Source organism: Chryseobacterium culicis (genome assembly GCF_900108365.1).
GTDB lineage: Bacteria > Bacteroidota > Bacteroidia > Flavobacteriales > Weeksellaceae > Chryseobacterium > Chryseobacterium culicis.
On record NZ_FNWQ01000007.1, the window covers coordinates 195,659 to 219,647 of the forward strand.

18 protein-coding genes are annotated in these 23,989 nt (G+C 38.3%); 4 read left to right on the forward strand and 14 right to left on the reverse strand.

Annotated elements, in window-relative coordinates:
• Nucleotides 1–121 precede the first annotated feature (121 nt).
• From BLW74_RS20310 to BLW74_RS20360, 11 genes are all read right to left on the reverse strand, one after another.
• Entirely contained in the window at nt 122–1,030 is a 909-nt protein-coding gene (locus BLW74_RS20310) for an AEC family transporter (RefSeq protein WP_089696049.1), read from the reverse strand.
• A gap of 150 nt (nt 1,031–1,180) precedes the next feature.
• A complete protein-coding gene (locus BLW74_RS20315; RefSeq protein ID WP_089696052.1) occupies nt 1,181–3,649 on the reverse strand; it encodes a beta-mannosidase in 2,469 nt (822 codons plus the stop codon).
• A gap of 428 nt (nt 3,650–4,077) precedes the next feature.
• Nucleotides 4,078–4,740, reverse strand: a complete 663-nt coding sequence (locus BLW74_RS20320; RefSeq protein WP_089696054.1) for a copper homeostasis protein CutC — start codon at nt 4,738–4,740, stop codon at nt 4,078–4,080.
• Between the two features lie 20 nt (nt 4,741–4,760).
• Nucleotides 4,761–5,315, reverse strand: a complete 555-nt coding sequence (locus BLW74_RS20325) for a hypothetical protein (RefSeq protein WP_089696057.1) — start codon at nt 5,313–5,315, stop codon at nt 4,761–4,763.
• 168 nt (nt 5,316–5,483) lie between these two features.
• Entirely contained in the window at nt 5,484–6,476 is a 993-nt protein-coding gene (locus BLW74_RS20330) for an isoaspartyl peptidase/L-asparaginase family protein (RefSeq protein WP_089696060.1), read from the reverse strand.
• A 146-nt stretch (nt 6,477–6,622) separates the two neighbouring features.
• Nucleotides 6,623–7,108, reverse strand: coding sequence for a DUF6691 family protein (locus tag BLW74_RS20335; RefSeq protein WP_089696063.1), 486 nt, complete (start codon nt 7,106–7,108; stop codon nt 6,623–6,625).
• Between the two features lie 28 nt (nt 7,109–7,136).
• Nucleotides 7,137–7,700 (reverse strand): YeeE/YedE family protein, encoded by a 564-nt coding sequence (locus BLW74_RS20340; RefSeq protein ID WP_089696066.1) that lies wholly within the window; start codon nt 7,698–7,700, stop codon nt 7,137–7,139.
• Between the two features lie 9 nt (nt 7,701–7,709).
• Nucleotides 7,710–9,131: an MBL fold metallo-hydrolase gene (locus tag BLW74_RS20345; RefSeq protein ID WP_089696069.1), complete on the reverse strand. Its 1,422-nt coding sequence runs from the start codon at nt 9,129–9,131 to the stop codon at nt 7,710–7,712.
• A gap of 84 nt (nt 9,132–9,215) precedes the next feature.
• A complete protein-coding gene (locus BLW74_RS20350; protein ID WP_089696072.1) occupies nt 9,216–10,010 on the reverse strand; it encodes a sulfite exporter TauE/SafE family protein in 795 nt (264 codons plus the stop codon).
• 265 nt (nt 10,011–10,275) lie between these two features.
• Entirely contained in the window at nt 10,276–10,917 is a 642-nt protein-coding gene (locus BLW74_RS20355) for a Crp/Fnr family transcriptional regulator (protein WP_089696075.1), read from the reverse strand.
• A 5-nt stretch (nt 10,918–10,922) separates the two neighbouring features.
• Nucleotides 10,923–13,187, reverse strand: a complete 2,265-nt coding sequence (locus BLW74_RS20360; RefSeq protein WP_089696078.1) for a glycoside hydrolase family 20 protein — start codon at nt 13,185–13,187, stop codon at nt 10,923–10,925.
• Between the two features lie 235 nt (nt 13,188–13,422).
• Here BLW74_RS20360 and BLW74_RS20365 point away from each other — a divergent pair, with 235 nt between their 5' ends.
• Nucleotides 13,423–14,238, forward strand: a complete 816-nt coding sequence (locus BLW74_RS20365; RefSeq protein WP_089696081.1) for a DUF4197 domain-containing protein — start codon at nt 13,423–13,425, stop codon at nt 14,236–14,238.
• Between the two features lie 967 nt (nt 14,239–15,205).
• Here the strand turns inward: BLW74_RS20365 and BLW74_RS20370 are convergent.
• Entirely contained in the window at nt 15,206–15,859 is a 654-nt protein-coding gene (locus BLW74_RS20370; RefSeq protein ID WP_089696085.1) for a CoA transferase subunit B, read from the reverse strand.
• Between the two features lie 122 nt (nt 15,860–15,981).
• On the opposite strand from BLW74_RS20370, the gene BLW74_RS20375 reads away from it, so the two are divergent.
• On the forward strand, nt 15,982–17,784 hold the full coding sequence (locus BLW74_RS20375) for an ABC transporter ATP-binding protein (protein WP_089696088.1): 1,803 nt from the start codon (nt 15,982–15,984) through the stop codon (nt 17,782–17,784).
• Between the two features lie 45 nt (nt 17,785–17,829).
• Here the strand turns inward: BLW74_RS20375 and BLW74_RS20380 are convergent, their stop codons facing one another.
• On the reverse strand, nt 17,830–18,531 hold the full coding sequence (locus tag BLW74_RS20380; protein WP_089696092.1) for a CoA transferase subunit A: 702 nt from the start codon (nt 18,529–18,531) through the stop codon (nt 17,830–17,832).
• A gap of 364 nt (nt 18,532–18,895) precedes the next feature.
• Between BLW74_RS20380 and BLW74_RS20385 the strand changes: the two genes are divergently transcribed.
• Entirely contained in the window at nt 18,896–20,425 is a 1,530-nt protein-coding gene (locus tag BLW74_RS20385; protein WP_089696095.1) for a toxin-antitoxin system YwqK family antitoxin, read from the forward strand.
• A 151-nt stretch (nt 20,426–20,576) separates the two neighbouring features.
• Here BLW74_RS20385 and BLW74_RS20390 read toward each other — a convergent pair whose 3' ends face one another.
• On the reverse strand, nt 20,577–23,318 hold the full coding sequence (locus BLW74_RS20390; protein WP_089696098.1) for a fibronectin type III domain-containing protein: 2,742 nt from the start codon (nt 23,316–23,318) through the stop codon (nt 20,577–20,579).
• 297 nt (nt 23,319–23,615) lie between these two features.
• On the opposite strand from BLW74_RS20390, the gene rplS reads away from it, so the two are divergent.
• Entirely contained in the window at nt 23,616–23,972 is a 357-nt protein-coding gene (gene rplS / locus BLW74_RS20395; protein WP_002980648.1) for a 50S ribosomal protein L19, read from the forward strand.
• Nucleotides 23,973–23,989 lie beyond the last annotated feature (17 nt).

Genomic DNA, 23,989 nt, shown 5'->3' on the forward strand with positions numbered 1-23,989 from the left:
AGGCTTAGCCAAAACCTGAACTAAACGCAATGTCTGCAAAAGATTAAAAGCACGTTTAATTCGTTCGTAAGGGCGCTCCACTCAGCAAAGAATATCCCTATTACTAAACGATGACTTATCTTTAAAAAAGAAGTTCTGTCATCTCATACCAGAACGCAGAGGTAAAAAATCCGACGAGAATGCTGACTCCAATGATCAGATTGGTGAGTTTTGTATTCAGCCTGAACTGTTCTGCAATAATACTTGAGGTAACCAGTGTTGGCATTGCTGCTTCAAATACCGTAATTTTTGCCACATTTCCTTTTATTCCGAATAATAAAGCCATTCCCAGAACAATGGCGGGTGCCAGAATTAATTTGTAAAGCATCGACATCGACATCTGGGGAATCAGTTTTTTCCATCCGTTGAACTTCAGCTGCAATCCTACTGAAAATAAAGCCAACGGGCTTACTGTAGCCGCCAGTTTATCAAAAAATGGTTCTGCAACAGTAAAATCTATGAACTGTGACAATACTAAAGCGGAGATACATCCTATTAACGGAGGAAATGTGACAAGTCTTTTTAAAATGAATAGTGCACTTACCTTTCCAGATTTGCTTCCTCCTTTTACTGCGGCAATAATTCCGAGTGTGGAGAGGGCAAAAAACATGGTCTGATCACAGATAATGGCAATACTCAGCAGTCCTTCACCATAAAAGGCACTGATTAAAGGAAATCCTATGAATGAAGTATTACTGTAACCGCTTGCTAATTCTAAAGTACTTCTGGAACGCCTGGAATATCCTCTGCTCTTGCTGTAGAGCATCATAAAGAAGAAACAGAACACAGAAATTAAGAACGTAGCTGCAATCGGGAACAGCATCTCTGTTGTCCATTTTACTTTGGGCAGATATTTAAACGAAACTGCCGGAAGAGCAAGATAAAGAATCCAGGTGTTGATACCTTTATGGGCATCGGGGTGGATAGATTTTGTTGCTTTGAATACCATTCCTGCAATGATACACACTGCAATCAGAACAAAATTTACCATAATTATCAAGAAATATAGTGCAAATTTACGGCTGATTTTTGAGTTGGACGGGTAAAAATCATATTTTTTTCTGTAGAATTTCTTACGCGGGATAAGAAACTTAAACCTTACAGGTCCGGAGAGCTTATTAGATTCAGAGAACTTTTATATTTAATTTTTCATCACATCCCAAAGGCTTATGACCTCCATTTTTTCCAAAGGTTTTGAAAGTACGATTCTTTTCGAAGTTCCCGGTAAAAGATCAAAGAAATTATCACTGAAATGAGCGTCTCCAACCAGGTAGATATCTTTTGCCAAAACATCTGTGGATATTTCAATTTCTGAAGGCGAAATTTTTCGGACTGTAATTTCGGGTTTTGAAAGCTTCAAATCTTTCGGTTTATTAAAAAAGAACAGCTTTTCAAATTTTGCATCTATTTCAGCACTGATTTTTAAGACAGCTCCGGAGAGATCAAACTTAGCAAATTCTGATGTACTGATGCTTTTTATCTTCTTGCTGACATCGGCATTGATAAGAACTGGCTGACTGGTTCTCCAAAGTGTTTTCCCCTTAAAATCAATCAATTCGAAATTTACGTCTGCCTTCAGTTCTTTCAACAGATCACTTATGAGATAAACATCATAACTTTTATCGGTGTCGGCTACTGACACCAACACGGGTTCGAAGCTTCTTTTCGCCTGATAATGAAAGGCTTTCCAGTTTCCTAAATAATCTATGGAAGACCATGAAACTACCGGCCAGCAGTCGTTAAGCTGCCAGTACAGGGTTCCCATATTATAGGGTTTTGCACGGCGGTGAGCTTCAATGGCGATCTGCATTCCTCTTGCCTGCAATAGTTGTGAAACGTAATTGTATTGTACAAAATCGGTCGGGATTTTATAATCGCGTTTCAGGTATTCATTAATGATATCCCAGCCCCGGGCATGCTTCTCATGGGCTTTGATGGTTGGATTCTGAAGGTTTAAATCCGGTGTTCCGGAAAACATGGACTTTGTGGTTTCAAGAGTGGGTGTTCCCTGAAATCCGTATTCAGACATGAAACGTCCTACTTTTTCGTTATACATTTCAAAGGGTTGTTCTCCCCACCAGACTCCCCAATAATGGGAATCTCCTTCTGTAAGGCTTTCTTTATGCCCCCAACCGATGGATGGAGAGCTTGGCCAGTATATATTTTTATCAGATCTTAGATTTTCTGCCAATGCATTGGGAATCACTTCATGGAAAAGCTTTTTATAGTCTTTCCAAACCTGTAAGGAGTCGTTTTTTGAATAGTTGAACTGCTTCTGATATCCCCAGTTGACAATAGCCTCATCTATTTCATTATTTCCGCACCAAAGTGCAATTGACGGATGATTCTGAAGTCTGCTGACCTGATCTTTTACTTCTTCTTTTACATTGTTTAAAAAAGCTTCGTCTGTCGGATAAAAGCTTCCTGCGAACATAAAATCCTGCCAGACCAGGATTCCGTTTTCATCACAGGCTTTGTAAAATTCGTCATCTTCATAAATTCCTCCTCCCCAGATGCGGATCATATTCATATTGGCATCTTTGGTATCTTTGATCAGTTTCCGGTATTTTTCTTTGGTCATTCTGGGTGAAAAGCTGTCTCCCGGAATCCAGTTGGTTCCTTTGATGTACAATGGCTTTCCGTTTACTTTAAAATAAAATGATTTTCCTTTTGCGTCTTTTTCCTGTATCAGTTCTACCGTTCTCAATCCAATTCTGATATTTTTACGGTCAATATTTTTATCATTTTTTAAAAGTTGTACTTCAAAATCATAGAGGTTTGCTTCCCCGCGTCCATTAGGCTGCCAGAGCTTCATTCCACGTGTTTCATAAGGAACCGAAATGGTATTGGTTCCTTTTTGTAAAGCTATCTTTTGATGGATTTTATTGAGTTCTAAGCTGTAGTCTCCTGAGTTTTGTGCATAAATTTCCACATCGAAATGTAAATCATTTTCACCTTTATCGGACCTTTTCTGAATATCTTTAACCGAAATGATTTTAGCATTATTCCAGAATTCCAGCCGAACATCTTTCCAGATTCCAGCTGTGACCAATCTTGGTCCCCAATCCCATCCAAACTGATATTGTGCTTTTCTCACAAAGCTTCTGGGTGATTCCGGCATGGTGAACGGAACTTTTTTCGCTAATTCCTTTCCGGTATTGACAGCAGATGTAAACTTGACCTGAACTGTATTCTTCCCTGCTTTCAAATATTGTTTCACCGGAATTGTCCATTTCCGGAACATATTGTCGGTTTTCTTTAATAGTTTTCCATTAAGATAAATTTCCGAAAATGTATCCAATCCATTAAAAACAAGATCAATATTGTCATTCTTCAATTCTTCGGAAGAAACCGTAAATGCAGTCTGATAGTCCCAGTTTTCGTTTTCTATCCACTGTACTTTTTTTTCATTTTCATCTTTGTATGGATCGGGAATAATCCTGTTATTCATTAAATCCAGATGAACGGTTCCCGGAACTTTCGCAGGAAGCCAGTTTTGGTCTTTTGAATTTTTGAACTGCCAGTTCTCTGAGGACAGGTTCCTTTGCGAAAACTGGGCAGATAGAATATTCTGTATGAAAAGAAAAGCAAAAAGGATAGGTCTATTCATCAATAATTTTGTTTACAATTCTATGGATTCCATATTTAATAAGTTCATTATTAAAGCTAGTTGTTGCTTAATATTCAGCCCCAACATCTTTAATTCATAAGCTAAAGCTGTTTTATATGTATTTTCTAAAGACCAACTCCTAGGTTTTTATGTACTTCTATAGCTGCTCCTATTATTTTGTAGGATAATTCGTTTTCGGTCATTCATTTGTGTGTTTTTATTTTTATTGTGTAGTTTTTAAACGCAAAGTTTCGAATCTGGCCTAATACTATTTTGAGGAAGCGAAGATGGAATCGATTTTCAATCAATTGGATTAAGCTGGCTGGTTTTTATGCTTGAACTTAATCAGCGGCACAGTCGCAACGCTTTGCTTCCTCAAAATACAATACAGTTTGTTTTTTAAACTTTGCGTTTAAATATCTTTCATCTTATTTACTCTTCAAGGCAGCCACTTCATCAGGATTGGCAAAAGCTCCGCCATCCGTAATGGCCGAAGAGTGAAAATAACCTGCATTGGTAACCGCTCTTATTTCCTCAATATTGGATGAGCGAAGTCCACCTCCAACAAGGATTTCTATCCTTCCATCTGAAAGTTCGACCAGTTTTTTAAGATTTTCTTTTCCTTCAGATACATTGGGTTTCTGTCCGGAAGTAAGGATGGTTGTAAAGCCACATTCAATTACTTTCTCTAAAGAATCCTCCAGACTTGCGGCGCGGTCAAATGCGCGGTGGAAAGTACAGGGGAGCGGCGCTGCCAGCTGGATTAAAGCTTTATTCTGATCTACATTAACCTCATCATTTTCATCCAGAATACCGAATACAAATCCATCTGCCTTTAAAGATTTTAAATGAACAAGATCCTTTTTCATCTGCTCAAATTCTGAATCTGTGTAAGTGAAATCTCCTCCTCTGGGACGGATCATCACAAAAATCGGGATTGTCATTTTTTCACGAAGGTTCTTCAATGTTTCAAAACCCGGAGTGGTTCCGCCTTCACTGAGGCCATCACATAACTCTATTCTGTCTGCACCATTTCCGAAAGCAATCATTGCTGATTCAGGATTAAAGCATGCTATTTCTATCTTTGACATTGTATTATCTCTATTTAAATTTACTTTGGTTCATCCTGAAGTACATCTGCAATCAGAAATGAGCCGTTTTCTTTTACTACTTTTATGACTGATGGGTAATGAGCTTTAAAGCCATCATCTCTGAGCACAACATTGAATACATATTCATCTTTAGAAGTTGATTTCAAATTACAGCTTTCCACTTCAATATTGATCCAATCCTGTGCAGGGATAAGAAATCCGATCCCAATACCTGCTTTACGGGGATCAAACTTAGACTTCCATTTATCCTGAAATTCTTTTTCCGTAAGACTTCCGTCAACATCCAGATCAACATTCGCAGCATCCGTTTTGTACTCAAAATAATCTTCCGTTGTAATTTTCTGCAAATTCTTTTCTCCGTTTCCAATATCGTCTTTAAAATAATCTACAATACTTTTTTCTAACCACTTTTTCGCCTCTTCTGCTTCATTGGACTGATTATTCTGAACCATTTTCTTTTCTGTTGGATGTGGTTCTACGACTGTTTTACTCTCCTTCTTTTCTTCCTTACAGGCGATCATCATAAATAAGGAAGCAATGACTGTTCTTTTCATATTTTATGTTTTGGCTAAAGCCAATAGGTGTATTGATTTGTTATTTTCTTGTTGGAATAACGCAAAGACGCGAAGATTTTTCCTATAGTATTTATTTTAGGTCGCAAGGATTTTATCTCCGATAAAATTCATCCATAACTCCGGCAATTGATTGTTTTTATTATTCAATTATTTTAAAGCAAATTCCGGTTTTTCAAGGCGGTTTCCTTTCTGATCGTAAACGGCAAAGTTGAAGCCGTCCTGAATACAGTAAGATCCATATTCTCCCTGCTTATTGATGGCAATAAAGCCTACCTGAATATCTTTCAGGTTTTTGTTTCTTCGCTGATTGATTTTTACAATTCTCTCCACGGCTTCTTTGCAGGCTTCCTGTGGATTTCTGCCTTGTCTCATCAGTTCAACCACCAGATGGGTTCCCACGGTTCTTATCACTTCCTCACCATGACCTGTAGCTGTAGCGGCTCCTACTTCATTATCTACAAAAAGACCAGCCCCTATGATCGGGGAATCTCCTACTCTTCCGTGCATTTTGAAAGCCATTCCGCTGGTTGTACAGGCACCGGAAAGATTACCCTGCGCATCCAAAGCGATCATTCCTATGGTATCGTGGTTTTCAATATTGGCAACAGGCTTATACTGGCTGGTTTTTAACCATTCTTTCCATTCTTTTTCTGATTCGGGAGTGAGAAGGTTTTCTTTTTTAAATCCCTGTGAAAGGGCAAACTGCAATGCTCCATCTCCTACCAGCATTACGTGCGGTGTTTTTTCCATTACTGCTCTGGCAACAGAAATGGGGTTTTTAACGTGTTCAAGACATGCAACGGAACCGATGTTATAGTTTTCATCCATAATACAGGCATCCAGTGTTACTCTTCCATCTCTGTCCGGCCGGCCGCCATATCCAACACTTCTTTCTTTAGGGTCTAATTCTACGAGACGGACTCCTTTTTCGACCGCATCCAGAGCTTTTCCTCCTTTTCCAAGGATTGTCCATGCTTCTTCATTGGCTTTTAATCCGAAATTCCAGGTAGAAAGTACAATGGGCCTGTTGATTACTTTAGGATTTTCAGGAATATCTTTAGCGATTAAATCCAGAGGATTCACAGCAAGTGCAAGAGAGGCTGCAGCGGTTTTTTTAATAAAGTTTCGTCTACTTTGCATATCAGGTTTATTAGGCCTACAAATTAACAATTTTCCGGCTGGTAGAAAAGTAAAAAGACTACAGAAAATGATCTGCAGTCTTTATGTACTGTCAATGAAGAAAAACGGATGATATTATTTTGTTCCGAGCATCATCATGATCTTTTTTAATGTGGTAATTTATCCCGGAAATAGCCGTATACCCACGTTCCTGCAATAGCACTTAATAGGGTAACGGATACGGCTAATGCTCCTGTTCCGATCTGTGCAAACAAAGGCCCGGGGCATGCTCCTGTAACAGCCCAGCCAAAACCAAATATCAATCCCCCATAGATCTGACCTTTATTAAACTTTTTGGGAGTCAGTGTGATCGGTTCACCATCTATTGTTTTTATATTGAATTTTTTGATCAGCCCCACAGAAATCATGCCCACCAATACAGCGCTTCCAATGATTCCATACATATGAAAAGACTGCAGCCGGAACATTTCCTGTATTCTGAACCAGCTGATCACTTCTGCTTTCACAAAAATAATCCCGAAGATGATTCCTGCAACCAGGTATTTAAGATTATGATACCAATGGTGGACCCGAACATTTTTGTTCACACCCAAATTATGTTGATTGATATCCTGTTGCTGTTCTTTTGTCATGATAAAACTTGTTTCTTTTAAAATTTAATTACAGGGTAAGAATGAGAGGCAATATTACATTAGCCATTAAAAATCCTCCGATCATAAAACAGATTGTTGCTACCAAAGACGGCCACTGCAGGTTAGAAAGTCCCATAATCGCATGTCCGCTGGTACAGCCTCCTGCATATCTGGTTCCAAAGCCTACCAGAAATCCGCCTACAACCATAGTGATAAATCCTCTGATCGTCAGCAGACTTTCAAAATTCATCAGTTGTACGGGAACCAGATTGCTGTAATCTGTTATTCCGTAGCCTGCCAGTTCTGCTTTCAGATTGGGATGTACTGCTATTTCATTGGGATTCACTAAAAAATGGGCAGCAATCATACCTCCCAAAAAGATACCCAGCACAAAAAATAAATTCCAGGCTTCTTTTTTCCAGTCGTATCTGAAAAAATTCACATTGGCAGGTATACAGGCCGCACAGATATGCCTTAGTGAAGAGCTTATACCAAAGGATTTATTTCCCATAATCAGCAAAGCCGGAACGGTAAGTCCAATCAACGGGCCTGCAATATACCAAGGCCATGGCTCTTTTATAATTTCCAACATTTTTTATTTTTAATCTAATTTATTTAAAATTTTAGTTTGACACACATAATCACTTTTAGGAATTCCTGTGGAGGCAATTGCTTTAAAACCTCCTTCAATTTCGGAAAAATTACGGTATCCTCTTGCCTGAAGAATGCTTGCCGCTATGGTACTTCTGTAGCCACTTCCACAATGCATGTAGAAATGTTCTGCTGGATTTATCTCATGAATCCATTCATTGATATAAGCCAAAGGTTTGCTGTAGGCTTCATGAATATGTTCTGCACAGTATTCAATTTCTTTTCTTATATCTATAATCTTTGCTTCTTTTTCTTTGATTTCGGATTCAAACTGCTGTGCAGAGATACGGTTCACAAAGTCAGTTTCTTTTCCGCTCTTTTTCCAGGCTTCAAAGTTTCCTTCCAAAAATCCTAAAATATGATCAAATCCTACTCTACTCAAACGGGTCACTGCTTCTTCTTCATTTCCATTTTCCGTTACCAATAGAATGGACTGATTTACGTCTGCAATTAAAGCACCAACCCAAGGAGCAAAATCTCCATCCAAACCTATATTGATAGACTGTGGAATAAATCCTTTGACAAATTCATGACTGGTTCTTACATCTAAAATCAAAGCTCCTGAAGCTTCAGCAATTTCTTCAAACTGTTCTGGAGAAAGCGCATGCAGTCCTTGTGAAAGGACCTCATCAAAACTGCTGTATCCTTTTTTATTCATCATCACGTTCATCCCAAAGTAAGCTGGAGGAGGTAAAAGTCCGTCAGTCACTTCATTGATAAAGCTCTGTTTATCCTTTTGATTCAAAGCATAATTGGTTTTCTTCTGATTTCCCAGTGTATCTGCGGTTTCTTTCTGCATATTTTTACCACAGGCGGAACCGGCACCGTGAGCTGGATAAACAGTAATACCATCATCTAAAGGCAATATCCTATGGTACAAGCTATCATATAAGAGTCCAGCAAGTTCTTCCTGAGTCATATTCGATCCCTTCTGGGCCAGATCAGGACGGCCTACGTCTCCAAGGAATAAAGTATCGCCACTGAAAAGCGCTTTTTCTGTTCCATTTTCGTCAATCAACAAGTAGCAAGAACTTTCTAGCGTGTGTCCTGGTGTATGAAGAACTTTAATTTTAATATTTCCTATTTCGAATATCTGCTCATCTTCTGCGATAATGGCTTCAAATTCAGGTTGGGCTGTAGGACCGTAAACTATTGGAGCGCCCGTTTTGCGGCTTAGGTCGAGGTGTCCACTTACAAAATCTGCATGGAAATGGGTTTCAAAAATATATTCTAATTCCACTCCATCCTCATTCAGTCTGCGGATATAGGGCTCCGTTTCTCTTAAAGGGTCAATAATTGCGGCTTTTCCTGCTGAGGTAATATAATAAGCGCCCTGTGCAAGGCATCCTGTATAAATCTGCTCTATTTTCATTGTATTTATATTTCATATTTTTATTATGGTACAAATCTCCTGTTTTTGTTTTTCCTCTACAGCTACTTTTGTTACACAAGAAAATTATAGAAAGATTTCTTTAATGACAATGTAAATGCCCATTATCAGGATAAACCATCCGAATGCGGGCTTGAGTTTTTTACCATCTATCTTTTTTGACCATTGAGAGCCGATTATAATGCCTGCAATGGCAATACCTGTAATAGACAGCAGAAGTCCCCAATCTATTTTCATGTAGCTTACAGAGAAAACAAACCCTATAAGAGAATTAAAGGAAATAATAACCAATGACGTTCCTATGGCCTTCTTCATTGGAGTTTTTAAAAGATTAACCAATGCAGGAATGATCATAAAACCACCTCCTGCACCTACCAGGCCTGTTAAAAATCCGACTATTGCGCCTTGACCCGCTAACAGCAAAATATTGCTTTTATTCTCATTATTTCCTAAAGGCTTTTCCGAAGTATTTTTGCGGATCATTGTATAAGAAGCGAGGATCATTAAGACTGCAAAGATCAGGAGTAAAAAGATGTTGCGTGTCAGAATAAATTTCTGTGTTCTGAAAATTTCCTCAGGAATTACAGGGAGAAGATAAATTCTCGTAAGAAAGATGAATACAACAGAAGGAATTCCGAATAGCAATGCTATTTTAAAATTAACCAAACCTTTTTTGAAATAGTCGACAGATCCTGCCAGACTGCTTATTCCCACTACAAAGAGCGAATATTCCGTTGCCAGAAAAGCATCAATCCCAAACAGGTAAACGAGGACAGGTACAGTAAGAATACTTCCTCCTCCCCCAATTAATCCCAAAGAAATCCCTATGAAAACTGCTGCTGCATACCCTATAATTTCCATTTCACTATTCAAATTATTATGACGCAAAAATGGGAATGTTCAAAGACGGCTACAGCTACTTTTGTTACATAAGGAGATTTTTTAACATGAGGAATACTGATATGTCACAAAGAACAAATAAGTTTTTTAATGTTGAGTAATTTCTCTGCTCAGTTTACTTCACCCTCGGCCTGTAATAATTGCCGGCCACCCTGTTAAAAATTCTTTGAATTTGACACCATTCCGAGGAAGCGGAATCGTACTTTTCCTAAGATTGAGAGAAAGCTTATGAGCTGAAGGTTTTCAGAATCGTGATTTTATTTCTGCCCAGCTTCAGTTTTCCGTCTTCTTCCAGCTGTTTCAGAAGCCGGGACACCACTACTCTTGCTGTTCCCAGCTCATTTGCCAGCTGTTCGTGGGTGGTATGGATGGTTTGAGAGCCGGTAATTCCAGACTTTTTATGCAGCAGATTCAGAAGTCTTTCGTCTACTTTTTTGAAAGCAATCGCGTTGATAATATCCAGCAGCTCTTCAAATCTTTTGTGATATAACCTGAAAATATAGTCCAGCCATTCCGGGTATTCTTTTATGAATAAGGAAACTTTGTCTACCGGTAAAAAAAGAATTTCTGCATCCTCTTCTATTTCGGCTTTAACGATGCTTTTTTCATTGTGCATCCCTCCCAGAAAAGACATGATGCAGCTTTCACCAGCTTTGATATAGTATAATAAAATTTCACGTCCGTCTTCTTCAGTCCTGATGACTTTCAGCATTCCCTTCATCACAATAGGAATAGAGCGGATGGAAGCATTTTCATCCAAAATAATATCACCTGCATGGTATTTTTTTGTTATACCATACTGATACAGCTTTTCTACGAGTTCCGGTGATGATGAGAATTCCGAAGAAAGTATCGTGTCGTCCTGCATTTTTATTAATTTATACCAATTTCATCCACAAACAGCCACGCTTTGGAATCTGCTCCGGGATTTCCAGCCGGAATAATCCCTGCATTTTCAATCGTTACTTTCAAATATTTTGCATTTTGAGTTCCTACATTCACTTTGATTTTTCCATGGGCATCCTGAATTTCTGCGGTTCCGATTTCTTTGATCAGCTTAAAATTCGTATTGTCATCGGAAATAAAAATTTTTGCTGATTTAGCCAGATGAATCCAGCTGCCTTTATTTTCAAGAGTATTAAAATAGACTTCCGTAAAAGCGGTCTTCTTACCCAAATCTATTGTAGCCAGCACATCCTTCCCCTGGAAGCCCAGCCATGTTTTGCCCAACTGTTTTACATTTCCGATGATACCGTCTACCAATGTAAAAGCTCCTCCAAAAGAGTAATTCTCGTTGGGCTGCTGTTCAAGGGTAATGTTTTTTCCGGTCGTCTTTGAAACCGTAAATTCCTGTGCAGAAACTGCGCTCTTCAATTGTCCTTCTTCAAAATAAGCGGATTTAATCGTTAAAGAATTAGGAATCTGAACGGCATTCTGATAGGTTTTAGAATTGATTGTAGGATTTGTTCCGTCCAGCGTATATCTGATACCTTTCGAATTCTGTGAAGTTGAAAGCTCATATGCAATTCCGTTATTGGCAGGAACTACTTTTCCAATGATGTTGTAGATACTTTTTGCATAATTTACCTGCATATTATCCAGCACTTTAAACTGACTGATCACTCTGTTTTCAAATTCTTTGTATTTTTTAGGATCTGATGTTCCCCATCCCACTTCAGACAGAGCCATTAACCGGGGGAAAATCATGTACTGTACATGTTTAAAATCTAAGATATATTCTGTCCAAAGGTTAGCCTGAACTCCCATAATGTACTGAGCCTGTTCTGCATTCAGTTCAGAAGGAATAGGATTGTAAGCATAAACTTTATCCAAAGGGGTAAAGCCTCCAAAAGCATTAGGTTCAGACTGTGGATCTCCCTGGTAGTGATCAAAATAACAATAAGCGCCGGGGGTCATTACGGCAAAGTGTTTTGATTTTGCTGCTTCAATGCCTCCGTTTACACCGGTCCAGCTCATGACCGCTGCATTCGGGGCTAATCCGCCTTCTAAAATTTCGTCCCATCCGATGATTTTTCGCCCTTTGCTGTTGACATATTTTTCGATTCGGTGAATAAAGTAGCTTTGTAAGCCATGTTCATCCTTTAGATTATTCTTCTTGATCAGTTCCTGGCAGTGTGTGCATTCTTTCCATCTTGTTTTCGGGCATTCGTCACCGCCAATATGAATGTATTTGGAAGGGAATAATTGCATTACCTCATCCAAGACGTTCTCAAGAAAGGTAAATGTTTCATCTTTCGGGCAGAAAACATCATCAAACACGCCCCATTTTGTAGCAGGTTCAAAGGGTCCTTTTGTACATGCCAGCTCAGGATATGCAGCTAACGCGGCCAATGCGTGCCCGGGCATTTCTATTTCAGGAACTACAGTAATATGTCTCTCATGCGCATATTTCACGACATCTTTGATGTCTTCCTGAGTATAAAAATAAGGTCCGTAAGGCTTCCCGTCAAATGTATTATCAACATACGCTCCAATCATGGATTCTTTACGTTTTGATCCGATCTGAGTAAGCTTAGGATATTTTTTGATCTCAATTCTCCATCCCTGATCGTCTGTCAGATGCCAGTGAAAAGTGTTCAGCTTATACATTGCCAGATAGTCTATATACTGCTTTACCTCATCCACTGTGAAAAAATGACGGCAGACATCCAGATGCATTCCTCTCCATGCAAACTTTGGCTGATCTTCGATTTTCATCACCGGAATTTTCTTAGTATCCTTATACTGATCAATAATCTGAATTAAAGTCTGCAGAGCCAGAAAATATCCTTGTCTTGTATAGGATTTAATATGAATCTGTTTTGGAGAAATTTCCAATGCGTAATATTCTTTTTTCTCTTCTGCATCTGCTGCGGAAACCGGAGGAATTACAGAATGTATTAAATGAATATCTTCCCCCTTCTGAGCATATTGAAATTCGAGCTGTGAGCCTGTTCTTTTTTTGAAATATTCCGTCTCCTCTTTCGGCAGCTCGCCACTTAGGATGAAAATGTCCGGAATTGCAAATTCTCCCTGCAAAGTCTGAACTTTTTGCGGGTAAGGGATTAAATTTAATGTATTTTGGGCCAGAATCACGTTTGAAATCAGTATAAAAAATGCTAAAAAAGTCCGTATCATGGGATGGGGTTAAGGTTTGAGCTAAGATAATTATTTTTCAAAACTCTTTGAACCTTTTTAAAAAACAAATTTCAATATCTTCCATGGTTCTGGTTCTTCTGAAAGGGCCGCTCTGGAATAGTTAAAATGTATATGTAAGAAATTGTTCTATAAGATTTTAATACTTATGGTTTGTTTTTTGATCAATTTAATCAACTTAAAAAAATTTAAAGGTTTAAATTTGTAAAAAAATACGATGAAAAAAAGCATTTTTCTGGCGGCCGGATTATTATTTTCAATGTCAGCACAAGCACAACTTCTGGATATCATAAAATCTACCGTTAAAAGCAAAACCGGTGTAGATCTGAATCTACCTGTAAAAAATAATGGTACTGCAACTTCTACCACAACCAGTACATCTTCCGGTCAGACGACTCATTCATCTGCCAACCTTGGGAATCTTACTTCTACTCAGATCTCTTCAGGATTAAAAGAGGCTTTAAGCATGGGGGTAACAGATGGAGTAAAAAAGCTGGGAGTAACGGACGGTTTCTTTAAAAACGAAGCCGTTAAAATTTTAATGCCTGAAAAGTTAAGAAAAATAGATGCTACTTTGCGGTCCATCGGAATGGGAAGTCTGGCTGACCAGGGGGTAAAATTACTGAACAGAGCGGCCGAAGATGCAGTAACAGAGGCTGCACCGATCTTCGCAAATGCAATCACCTCTATGACGATTACCGATGCCAAAAACATTTTACTGGGAAGTAATAATGCGGCTACGAATTATCTGCAGGGAAAAACCCAGACTCAGCTGTTTAATGCCTTTCAGCCTAAAGTAAAAGCTTCTTTAGGAAAAGTAGGTGCTGATACACTTTGGAAAAACCTGATTTCAAAATATAATACTTTTACAGGACAGGCTGTAACGACTGATCTTAATGAATATGTTACTACAGAAACCATTAACGGCGTATTCAAAATGGTTGCGGATAAAGAAAGCGGAATCAGAAATACGCCCGCTATGAGAACGACAAGCATTCTGCAGAAGGTGTTCGGGGCTCAGGATGGGAAATAAATATAATTAGACTGAATATATAAAAGCTGTTTCATGATGAAGCAGCTTTTTTGGTTTTAATTTCTTTTGTCCTGAAACAAAAGAAACAAAAGTTCAAGACCTGGATCTCTCCACTAAAAATAATTCCTGTTCTCTAAAAATTCTAAACTTGCGCGAAGTCATTATTTTTTTTAAGTTCCAGATTGGTCTCGCGCTTCAAACAGGAGAATGTTCTTTACGTTCACAGGAGTTATTTTTTGACGCTGCGAGTTCTTATGTCGCTTTTAAGGTGTTCCATAGAAATATTGATCAGTATTTTAAATGATAAAAGATGATTTATGGTGAAGTATTTTTTTGGTTTTCTTTTGTCTTGAAACAAAAGAATCAAAAGTTCAAGACCTGGATCTCTCCGCTAAAAATAATTCCTGTTCTCTAAAAATTCTAAACTTGCGCGAAGTCATTATTTTTTTAAGTTCCAGATTTGTCTCGCGCTTCAAACAGGAGAATTTTCTTTACGTTCACAGGAGTTATTTTTTTGACGCTGCGAGTTCCTATGTCGCTTTTAAGGTGTTCTATAGAAATATTGATCAGTATTTTAAATGATAAAGATGATTTATGGTGAAGTATTTTTTTGGTTTTCTTTTGTCTTGAAACAAAAGAATCAAAAGTTCAAGACCTGGATCTCTCCACTAAAAATAATTCCTGTTCTCTAAAAATTCTAAACTTGCGCGAAGTCATTATTTTTTAAGTTCCAGATTTGTCTCGCGCTTCAAACAGGAGAATGTTCTTTACGTTCACAGGAGTTATTTTTTTGACGCTGTGAGTTCCTATGTCATTTTTAAGGTCAATTATAGAAATATTAATCTAATTTTAAGTGATGAAGGGCTATATTGTGATGAGTCAGATTTTTTATTTTAAATTTCTGACGTGTTATAAAAGTTTCGGCCTCACTTTGTGAGGCCGAAACTTTTATATTTTTTTAAACAGATCAGAACTGCATTTCAGGAATTTCTCCTTCAATAATCAGGTCAGCCTCTGTAGCTTTAACAATATCTTCTACTGAAACACCTGGTGCTCTCTCCACCAGTTTGAATCCTGCCGGAGTGACATCCAGAACAGCTAATTCAGTTACTACTTTTTTCACGCAGTTGACGCCCGTTAAAGGAAGCGTGCATTTTTTAAGGATTTTACTTTCTCCTGCTTTGTTTACGTGCATCATGGCAACGATAATGTTTTCAGCAGAAGCCACAAGATCCATGGCGCCTCCCATTCCTTTTACCATTTTTCCCGGAATTTTCCAGTTAGCAATATCTCCGTTTTCCGAAACTTCCATCGCTCCAAGGATGGTAAGATCTACTTTCTGACCGCGAATCATCCCAAAACTAAAGGCAGAATCAAAGAATGAGCCTCCTTCCAGAATAGTAATGGTTTGTTTTCCGGCATTGATGATATCAGCATCTTCTTCTCCTTCGAAAGGGAAAGGTCCCATCCCCAACACTCCGTTCTCACTCTGGAATTCTACGGAAATCCCTTCCGGAACATAGTTGGCAACCAAAGTAGGAATTCCAATTCCCAGGTTTACATAATAACGATCTTTCAGTTCTTTTGAAATTCTTTTGGCAATTTGTTCTTTTGTAAGCATAATAAAAACTTAGACTGCAATTTAATTATTTTCACTTGAATACAAAAGGGCTTTGTTCTCTGCAACAATTAACACTGTTAGTTAAAATAATATCTGTAATTTTGCTCCATTATTTTATCAGAATGAAAATACTTTTTAAATATCTTAAACCTTATCAGTGGCTGATAATCATCTCGTTATTTCTGGCTACAATTAACCAGGTTTTTTCTTTATTCGCACCGGCTATCACAGGAAACATCCTTGACCAGCTGGTTACTCACCCCAACTTTTTTGATAAAGAAAAACTTCTGCCGAGAAATCTGAATGAATATTTATACGGAAGTTCTGCATATCATGGCGCATTTTATTTTTTGGGGCTTCTTATCGGAACCGCAATGGTGAGCAGAATTGCCAAAGCTTTTCAGGATTATGTGGTGAGTGTGATTACCCAAAAGTTTGGAGCAAAAATATTTACAGATGGCTTAAAGCACTCTATGGCACTTCCTTATCAGGAATTTGAGGATCAGAGAAGTGGTGAAACGCTTTCTATTTTAACCAAAGTACGGGAAGATACCGTAAAGTTCATCACTAATTTTATTAATATTTTCTTCGGAATTCTGGTGAGTATTATCTTTGTTTCGGTATATGCCATCCGTTTACACTGGTCTATCATGCCGGTTTATATCTGCGGAATTTTTCTGATTGCCATTGTGACGAATTTATTGAGCAAGAGAATCAAAGTAATTCAGAAAAATATCGTGACTGAAACAACTGCCTTAGCCGGAAGTACTACTGAGAGCTTAAGGAATATCGAGATTGTTAAAAGTTTAGGATTAACCAATCAGGAGGTAATCCGTTTAAATAACAATACCTACAAGATTCTTGGTCTTGAACTGAGAAAAGTGAAAAGCATCCGTTCTTTAAGCTTTATTCAGGGAACGATGGTTAATTTTCTTCAGCAGATGATTACGCTGACCTTATTATATTTAATTTTTAAAAATATTGTAACTCCGGGTCAGTACCTGTCTCTGATGTTTTACGGGTTCTTTATTTTCGGGCCTATGCAGGAAATCGGGAATATTATTATTTCTTACCGTGAAGCTGAGGCCTCTCTCCAGAATTTTGACCGTTTGATGAAAAAGGAGGTGGAAGAAAAGCCTCTTCATCCTAAAAAAATTGGCGCGATTGAAGAACTGGAATTCAAACATGTTTCTTTCAAGCATCAGTCTGCTCAGTATAAAGCGTTAAATAATATTTCTTTTGATCTTAAAAATGGTGAAACTATAGCTTTTGTAGGACCTAGCGGTTCCGGAAAAAGTACACTGGTAAAGCTCCTGGTTGGTTTATACAGACCTCAGGAAGGAAATATTTTTTATAATGGCATTAATGGAAAAGAGTTTGACTTTGATGAGCTGAGAAACCAGATCGGTTTTGTTACGCAGGATACCCAGTTATTCGCAGGAACCATTAAAGAAAATCTTCTTTTCGTTAATCCTTCGGCTACTGAAGAAGAGCTGGCCGCTGCTTTACAGAAATCAAGCTGTACAGCTCTGCTGGAAAGAGCCGAAAAAGGAATCGAGACAGTTATTGGAGAAGGCGGTCTGAAGCTGAGCGGCGGCGAGAAGCAAAGAATTGCCATTGCAAGAGCGCTTTTAAGAAAACCACACCTGTTAATTTTTGACGAAGCAACTTCTGCACTGGACAGTATTACTGAAGAAGAAATTACCACGACTATCAAAGACATTTCGAAGGAAAGAGAACAGATCACGGTTCTTATTGCACACCGTTTAAGCACGATTATGCATGCAGACAAAATCTATGTTCTGGAGCGCGGGCAAGTAGTAGAAACAGGCTCCCATGCCAATCTTATTGATGAAAAGGGACTTTACTACGCCATGTGGAGACAACAGATCGGAGAAAGAAAAACACTTACTCCTCAGGGATAAAAAAAGCGCTGAATGTATGTTCAGCGCTTTTTTTATTGTTTGAACTTATTCTTTAGTTCTTACTGTTCTCTGTTCAATTCTTTTTTCAAATTTTTCTCCCTGGAAAATTCTCTGAATCATAATTCCCGGAATATGAATCTCGTTAGGATCCAATTGTCCAGGCTCTACCAGTTCTTCTACTTCAGCAATGGTAATTTTAGCAGCACCGGCCATCGGATGGTTGAAATTTCTTGCAGATCCTTTGAAGATCAGATTTCCTGCATGATCGCCTTTCCATGCTTTTACGATAGAAAAATCTGCATCATACGCGTGTTCCAGAATATGGGGCTTACCTTTAAATTCTTTCACTTCCTTTCCTTCTGCTACTTCAGTTCCGTAACCTGCAGGGGTATAAAAAGCAGGAATTCCTGCCTGAGCGGCTCTGCATTTTTCCGCTAAAGTTCCTTGCGGCGTAAGTTCTACGTCCAGTTCACCTGAAAGCATCTGTCTTTCAAACTCGGCATTTTCTCCTACATAAGAAGAGATCATTTTTCTGATCTGTCTTTTATGAAGCAGCAGTCCCAATCCGAAATCATCTACTCCTGCATTGTTTGAAATACAGGTAAGATCTTTCACATCACTTTCTACCAAAGCATTAATTGAGTTTTCGGGAATCCCGCAAAGTCCGAATCCGCCAAGCATCAGTGTCATTCCATCTTTAATTCCTTCAATGGCCTCCTTTGCATTTTTTACTCTTTTATCTATCATGAAATATTAGATTTTTCTGTTGGCTAAATTTAATAAATTTTCTGGTATATCTGATGAATGGAAGCCGTACTGAATTTCATACATTTTATAAACAGCATTTTTTACGATTTAAAAATAACATAATCAAAAAGTTACGTAAAAAACCGAACAAGTCTGTTCATTTTTTGTTTTATTTCTCGTCAATTCGATTTATATTTGAAGCCTCAAAGATGAAAATCAAGTAAATTTTATTGTCTTTGAATATAATTTAAACACAATTTTAATGTAAAAATTATTCTATACGAACATCATTATCTGCTTTATTTAGTCTTCCGCAGACAGATCATCACATTCATTATAATATCAATCAAATTTCAACAAAAACATGAAAAAATTATTGACCTCAGCATTACTTGCCCTGGTCCTGAGTGCCAGCGTATATGCACAGGAAAAAACGTATTTCGATGAAAACTGGGAGAAAACCACTCAGGATAAAATGGAATATTACCGTGAAACAACGCCAAAAGGAAAGCTCACTCTCATCAAAGATTTCTACAAGGACGGAAAGCTCCAGATGGAAGGGCTTGCTTCCGACACTACCCCAAACAATGAAGTTTTCGACGGAAAGGTAACCTGGTATACTCCGGAAGGAAAAGTAATGTCGATAACCACGTTTTCTAAGGGTAAACAGCTGGGAGTTTCTCAGTCTTATGACGAAAAAGGAAGACTTACAGAAGATGTGAATTATAAGGCTGACGGCACTTTCGATGGAAAAGCATTTCTTTATAAAGATCCTGAAAGCGAATATTTTTACAACAGCATTACCACCTATGAGAATTCTTTACCTGTAAAAACAATTGTTTATGATGAAGATATAAAAGGAATAAGATACGAAAACTACTCAACCAAAGACGGCGGTACCGAAACCAAATATTATGATGAAAAAGGGAAACTTATCGGGACGGCTCCTTCAGGCTCCGGAGAAACTCTGCTGGTAGATTATTACCCGAATCCCATGAGAATTTCTAAAATTGAAAAATATAAAAGTGACGGCAGCGTAAAAGAAGGCGTTGTATATGCTAAAAACGGAAAGCTCCTGCAGGAACAGAAAAATAACAAAAAAGACGGCTATAAAACCACTTACGATGAATCCGGTAAGAAAATAGGACATCTTGTATATCAATATGATAAAGAAAATGATGCTTTTAAGCCTATGGATGGTGAAGATTATCAGCTAAATTATGATTATACCCAGATTTCATCCATTGATATTTATAAAAACGGGAGTATTATAACCAGCCGGTATTTTGATGAGGCAGGAAAATTATCATCAGAAAAAACACTGAAAGACGATGTGACACAGGAGATCAAATACTACAGTCCTGACGGAAAACTGAAATCTACACTCACCTATAGTGATGACATGCCCTACAATGGCACCTCTTATGAAGGACTCACCGAGACCCAATATAAGGAAGGTATCGTAGTGAATACCAAAATATATCATGAAGAAAAAAAGCTGAAATCCGAAAAGAAATTAAATGCTAAGCAAACCGCTTATGATGCCACCATCTACGATATTAAAGGTACCGTTTTATACACCTATAACCAGCCTTTGAATGAGGAAGAGGGTAATTATTTCTTCACGGCACAGATTGTACAGTATATGAAAGGAAAACCTGCCGGTAAATCTTCTGTCAAATCAGGGATTCTTCAATCCGGAAAAATAAAGTTAACCACATTAAACGGTTCTAAAGAACTTGAGCGCAGCGGGAAATGGGTGCTCTTAAAGCTTTATGATACGGATGGAAAGCTTATTCAGGAAACCAAAACGCTGGCCGATGTACCCGAAGAGTATTCATCCACAGAAAATCCGGCAATGCTGAGCGAGGATGATCTGTACTATTTTGACTAATCATTTATGTAATAAAGGCAGTTTCAATTGGAAACTGCTTTTTATTTGCCCGCCGCAAGCACAGATTTTCACGGATAATGATGGATAATTCAATAAAAAAGAGGCTGCCATTGCCGGCAGCCTCTACAATGATAATTGCACTCAGCTTATCTTACTGAATGATCAGTTTTAAAGTAAATAGTTTTCTTCCGTGAACTTTCACAAAATAAACGCCTGCCGGAAGATTCTCATTCACCAGGGAGAAACGCTGGTTATTGATATTTTTTGATACATAAAGCAGTTCTCCTGAAGCTGATACCAATTCAATTTTTTCAATCGGGTAATCGCTCTTAATAAAAGTAGGCTGTCCCGGTTTGGTTGGGTTTGGATAGAGCACTACATTCTTTTCTGTGCTTCTTGTTTCTTCAGTTCCCAAAGTAGGTGAAGCCACCTGAAACTGTACCCTGTTGGACACTTCTGTATAAGAATCATTGGTAAACATAACCATGTAATAGTTTCCCGGAGTGGCTGGCACCGCTGTTCCCTGAATTGTTTTCGTTCCTTGGGTGACGCCATCAAAATACGTATAAGAAACAAAGTTATCATCCGGTGTCTGAACACTTTGAGGATAAATTCCTAACCAGTCTTTGATGATTCCCGGAGAATCTGTCCATGAAGCAGTAATATTTTCTCCTAAAGTATACACAGGTTTGTTAATCCATAGATCCGTCACAATATCCCCTACTTTAAAGAAGACTTTTTCGCCGATTCCGTTATATCCGTCCTCCAGCAGGTACTGAGCATAATAATATCCTTTAGGAAGCCCCGTGAAATTAAGCGTTCCTGAAGCCGCTGTTACATAGCTCCATTTGATGGAAGCAGTGGTTCCGGGAGTCTGTCCCATTTTATAAATTCCAATCCAGTCTTTCTGAAGGTTCGGGCCATTGGTAAAGTTGATAACCACTGTTCCTCCTACCGGATAAGTATCAGCAGTAGCCTGAAGCTGCACTTTTGGGCCTACATAGAAATTCTTTCTTGCAGTAATTTCCGTATACCCGCCATTCGCAAAGAATCCTGCAAAGTACTGGCCTTTATTAGCTAAACCATTGGTAAAAGTAGCTGTACCGGCAGTCTGCCCGTTGGTATAAATATATCCCTGAGAAGTGCTGGTGGCCGGAGTCTGTCCTTTCTTATAGATGCCTACCCAATCCTGCTGATTTCCCGGGCCTCCTGTATAAGTAGCTGTGATAGCTTCATTCTGGGCATATTCTGCTTTGTTTAAAGTGAATGTAGGGTTTGAAACCACGCTTCCTGTAATTTCGAACTGCTTTACATCGCTCCAGTCGCTCCACTCAAGGTTTCTGTCTCTGTACCGTGTTTTTACATAGTAGATGCCATTAGGAATAGAGTTTGCAGCTAACGTTGCTTTTGTAATATCCACTCCGTCATTCAGGTTTTTGGTTTTATCAGGAGTTCCGTTTCCGTCTTTCCCGAACCAGTTTTCAAAATCGCGGTAGAATTCTTTTTCAATCACAGAGAAATCCGCAGTTTTGCTGATCAGAAACTGTGTGGTATTTAAAAGTTCTCCGTTTGAAGAAGAGAATGCACTTCCATTCAATGTTAAAGGTAAAGTAGTAGCAGTACCTGCGAAATTGTTTGTGATGGATGGTTTGGCCGGTTTAGGCTGGTTTTTATATCTGTGGAAAGCATCTACAAGCACATTGTTTTTCTTGTTGTACACACCACCGATGGAGTAACATTCAATGTCCACTTTTCCTGTGGGAATATCCACTTCCACAATCTGGTATGTCCAGTCGGTTAAGGTTTTCTGAACATCATCAAAATCCTGTTCATTAGACATTCCCCAATACTGATCCCAAGCCGTTCCTCCAGAAATAATCTGATAGTTGGGTGTATTTTTTAGCTGGCCTCTGTGATACAGATGATGGTGAGCTCCTACATGCATTAAATACTTATCTGAAGTTACCAGAAGCGGTACTGCATTTTCTCTTACCCATGTAGAAATATCCCCTACATACTGCTCAGCCTGATAAGGTCTGTGGCTTAAAGAAATAATCCAGTCTACTGTGGGATCATTGTTAGCTGCGGTTAAAACCTGCTGCAGCCACGTCTGCTGGGCAGATCCCGTATGTTCTGAACTTAAGCTCACAAACAATACATTTCCTGCCTGCTGGGCATAATAATTTTCATTCCCCGAGCTTATCCCTTTATAACTGATTTCATCAATATAAAAGTGAGCATAATAGGAATTCATTCCCATTGTTCCATAGGTTTCATGGTTTCCTACCGTTGTCTGGATAGGAAGATATGGGGATAATTTGATATTCTTTTTGAAGTGAACATTCTCATAATGATCCAGCGTACCAACGTCTACCTGATCACCCACCATGAAGGTAAGCGCGATGTTATCAGAAGGATCTGAAGCAGGTCCAAACTTTTCTTTTAGTTTTTTATAGGCATTCAAAGTAAGCGTATCATACCTCGGCTCTGCTTTGATCTGATTGTCTCCCATAATAAGAAAACGGATTTTCCCGTTGGCAGTTACCGGCTGCCCCGGCAAAGGAAGTGTTCTGAAATTATAAACAGCAGACTCACTTGTTCCTGTTTTAATTTTATAGTAGTATTTGGTATTGGGCTGCAGATTATTAATCTTTGCCGTGTGATAATAATAGTTGTTGTTATATCCGGTATCTGAGAAGATATTGGTGGTTCCCGTTACCGTAACGTTAAGGTTGGTTGGAGAGTCTCCGTAGATCACTGTTGTTTCATTATTGGAAGCTGTTTTCCAATTGACAATCATAGAATTTGGAGTCGGGTTTTGCAGATAAGGATACAAAACCTGCCCGAAAGCCATCTGGACCGCGAAACAAAAAAAGAAGAAATAATGTTTCATAATCGTTTTCGTTTTAAAATAACATATAGAATTTCGAATTGTAAATCAGTTCATTAAAAAAATCACTGCTCAGATTTTTTACTTCGGGCAAAAGTAGATTTCCCATATAAACTCTGTCTGATGGTATTTTGAAGAAACCGTTAAGTTTTCAGCAAAAAAGGAGTAAAAAAATTATAGTTTTTAGTACATTAATTATTTGGCATATTCAAAAACTATTTTGTACATTTGCAACCTGTTATTCAACCTCTGACGAAGAACGTGTAAGTTGCTTAGCTTTAACATTTTATTTTATTAATAATGGATTTATTAAAGTACGTACAAGACAAGTACATTGCGAAAAAAGAATTCCCTGAATTCAAAGCAGGTGATACAATTACTGTGTATTACGAAATTAAAGAAGGACAAAAAACCAGAACTCAGTTCTTCAAAGGAACAGTTATCCAACTAAGAGGTACTGGATCTACAAAAACTTTTACCATCAGAAAAATGAGTGGTGATGTAGGTGTAGAGAGAGTATTCCCTATTAACATGCCTGCACTTCAGAAGATTGAAGTTGATAGAAGAGGTAGAGTTAGAAGAGCTAGAATTTACTACTTCAGAGACCTTAGAGGTAAAAAAGCAAGAATCAAAGACGCTGCTTACAAGAAGAAATAATTCAGACAACAATACAT

Bases quoted from the DNA above. Each gene is read 5' to 3' on its own strand.
- BLW74_RS20310 (WP_089696049.1), bottom strand. From the start codon at position 1,030: ATGGTAAATTTTGTTCTGATTGCAGTGTGTATCATTGCAGGAATGGTA.
- rplS (WP_002980648.1), top strand. From the start codon at position 23,616: ATGGATTTATTAAAGTACGTACAAGACAAGTACATTGCGAAAAAAGAA.
- BLW74_RS20325 (WP_089696057.1), bottom strand. From the start codon at position 5,315: ATGAAAAGAACAGTCATTGCTTCCTTATTTATGATGATCGCCTGTAAG.
- BLW74_RS20380 (WP_089696092.1), bottom strand. From the start codon at position 18,531: ATGATAGATAAAAGAGTAAAAAATGCAAAGGAGGCCATTGAAGGAATT.
- BLW74_RS20315 (WP_089696052.1), bottom strand. From the start codon at position 3,649: ATGAATAGACCTATCCTTTTTGCTTTTCTTTTCATACAGAATATTCTA.
- BLW74_RS20345 (WP_089696069.1), bottom strand. From the start codon at position 9,131: ATGAAAATAGAGCAGATTTATACAGGATGCCTTGCACAGGGCGCTTAT.
- BLW74_RS20390 (WP_089696098.1), bottom strand. From the start codon at position 23,318: ATGAAACATTATTTCTTCTTTTTTTGTTTCGCGGTCCAGATGGCTTTC.
- BLW74_RS20375 (WP_089696088.1), top strand. From the start codon at position 15,982: ATGAAAATACTTTTTAAATATCTTAAACCTTATCAGTGGCTGATAATC.
- BLW74_RS20355 (WP_089696075.1), bottom strand. From the start codon at position 10,917: ATGCAGGACGACACGATACTTTCTTCGGAATTCTCATCATCACCGGAA.
- BLW74_RS20350 (WP_089696072.1), bottom strand. From the start codon at position 10,010: ATGGAAATTATAGGGTATGCAGCAGCAGTTTTCATAGGGATTTCTTTG.
- BLW74_RS20340 (WP_089696066.1), bottom strand. From the start codon at position 7,700: ATGTTGGAAATTATAAAAGAGCCATGGCCTTGGTATATTGCAGGCCCG.
- BLW74_RS20320 (WP_089696054.1), bottom strand. From the start codon at position 4,740: ATGTCAAAGATAGAAATAGCATGCTTTAATCCTGAATCAGCAATGATT.
- BLW74_RS20385 (WP_089696095.1), top strand. From the start codon at position 18,896: ATGAAAAAATTATTGACCTCAGCATTACTTGCCCTGGTCCTGAGTGCC.
- BLW74_RS20370 (WP_089696085.1), bottom strand. From the start codon at position 15,859: ATGCTTACAAAAGAACAAATTGCCAAAAGAATTTCAAAAGAACTGAAA.
- BLW74_RS20365 (WP_089696081.1), top strand. From the start codon at position 13,423: ATGAAAAAAAGCATTTTTCTGGCGGCCGGATTATTATTTTCAATGTCA.
- BLW74_RS20330 (WP_089696060.1), bottom strand. From the start codon at position 6,476: ATGCAAAGTAGACGAAACTTTATTAAAAAAACCGCTGCAGCCTCTCTT.
- BLW74_RS20360 (WP_089696078.1), bottom strand. From the start codon at position 13,187: ATGATACGGACTTTTTTAGCATTTTTTATACTGATTTCAAACGTGATT.
- BLW74_RS20335 (WP_089696063.1), bottom strand. From the start codon at position 7,108: ATGACAAAAGAACAGCAACAGGATATCAATCAACATAATTTGGGTGTG.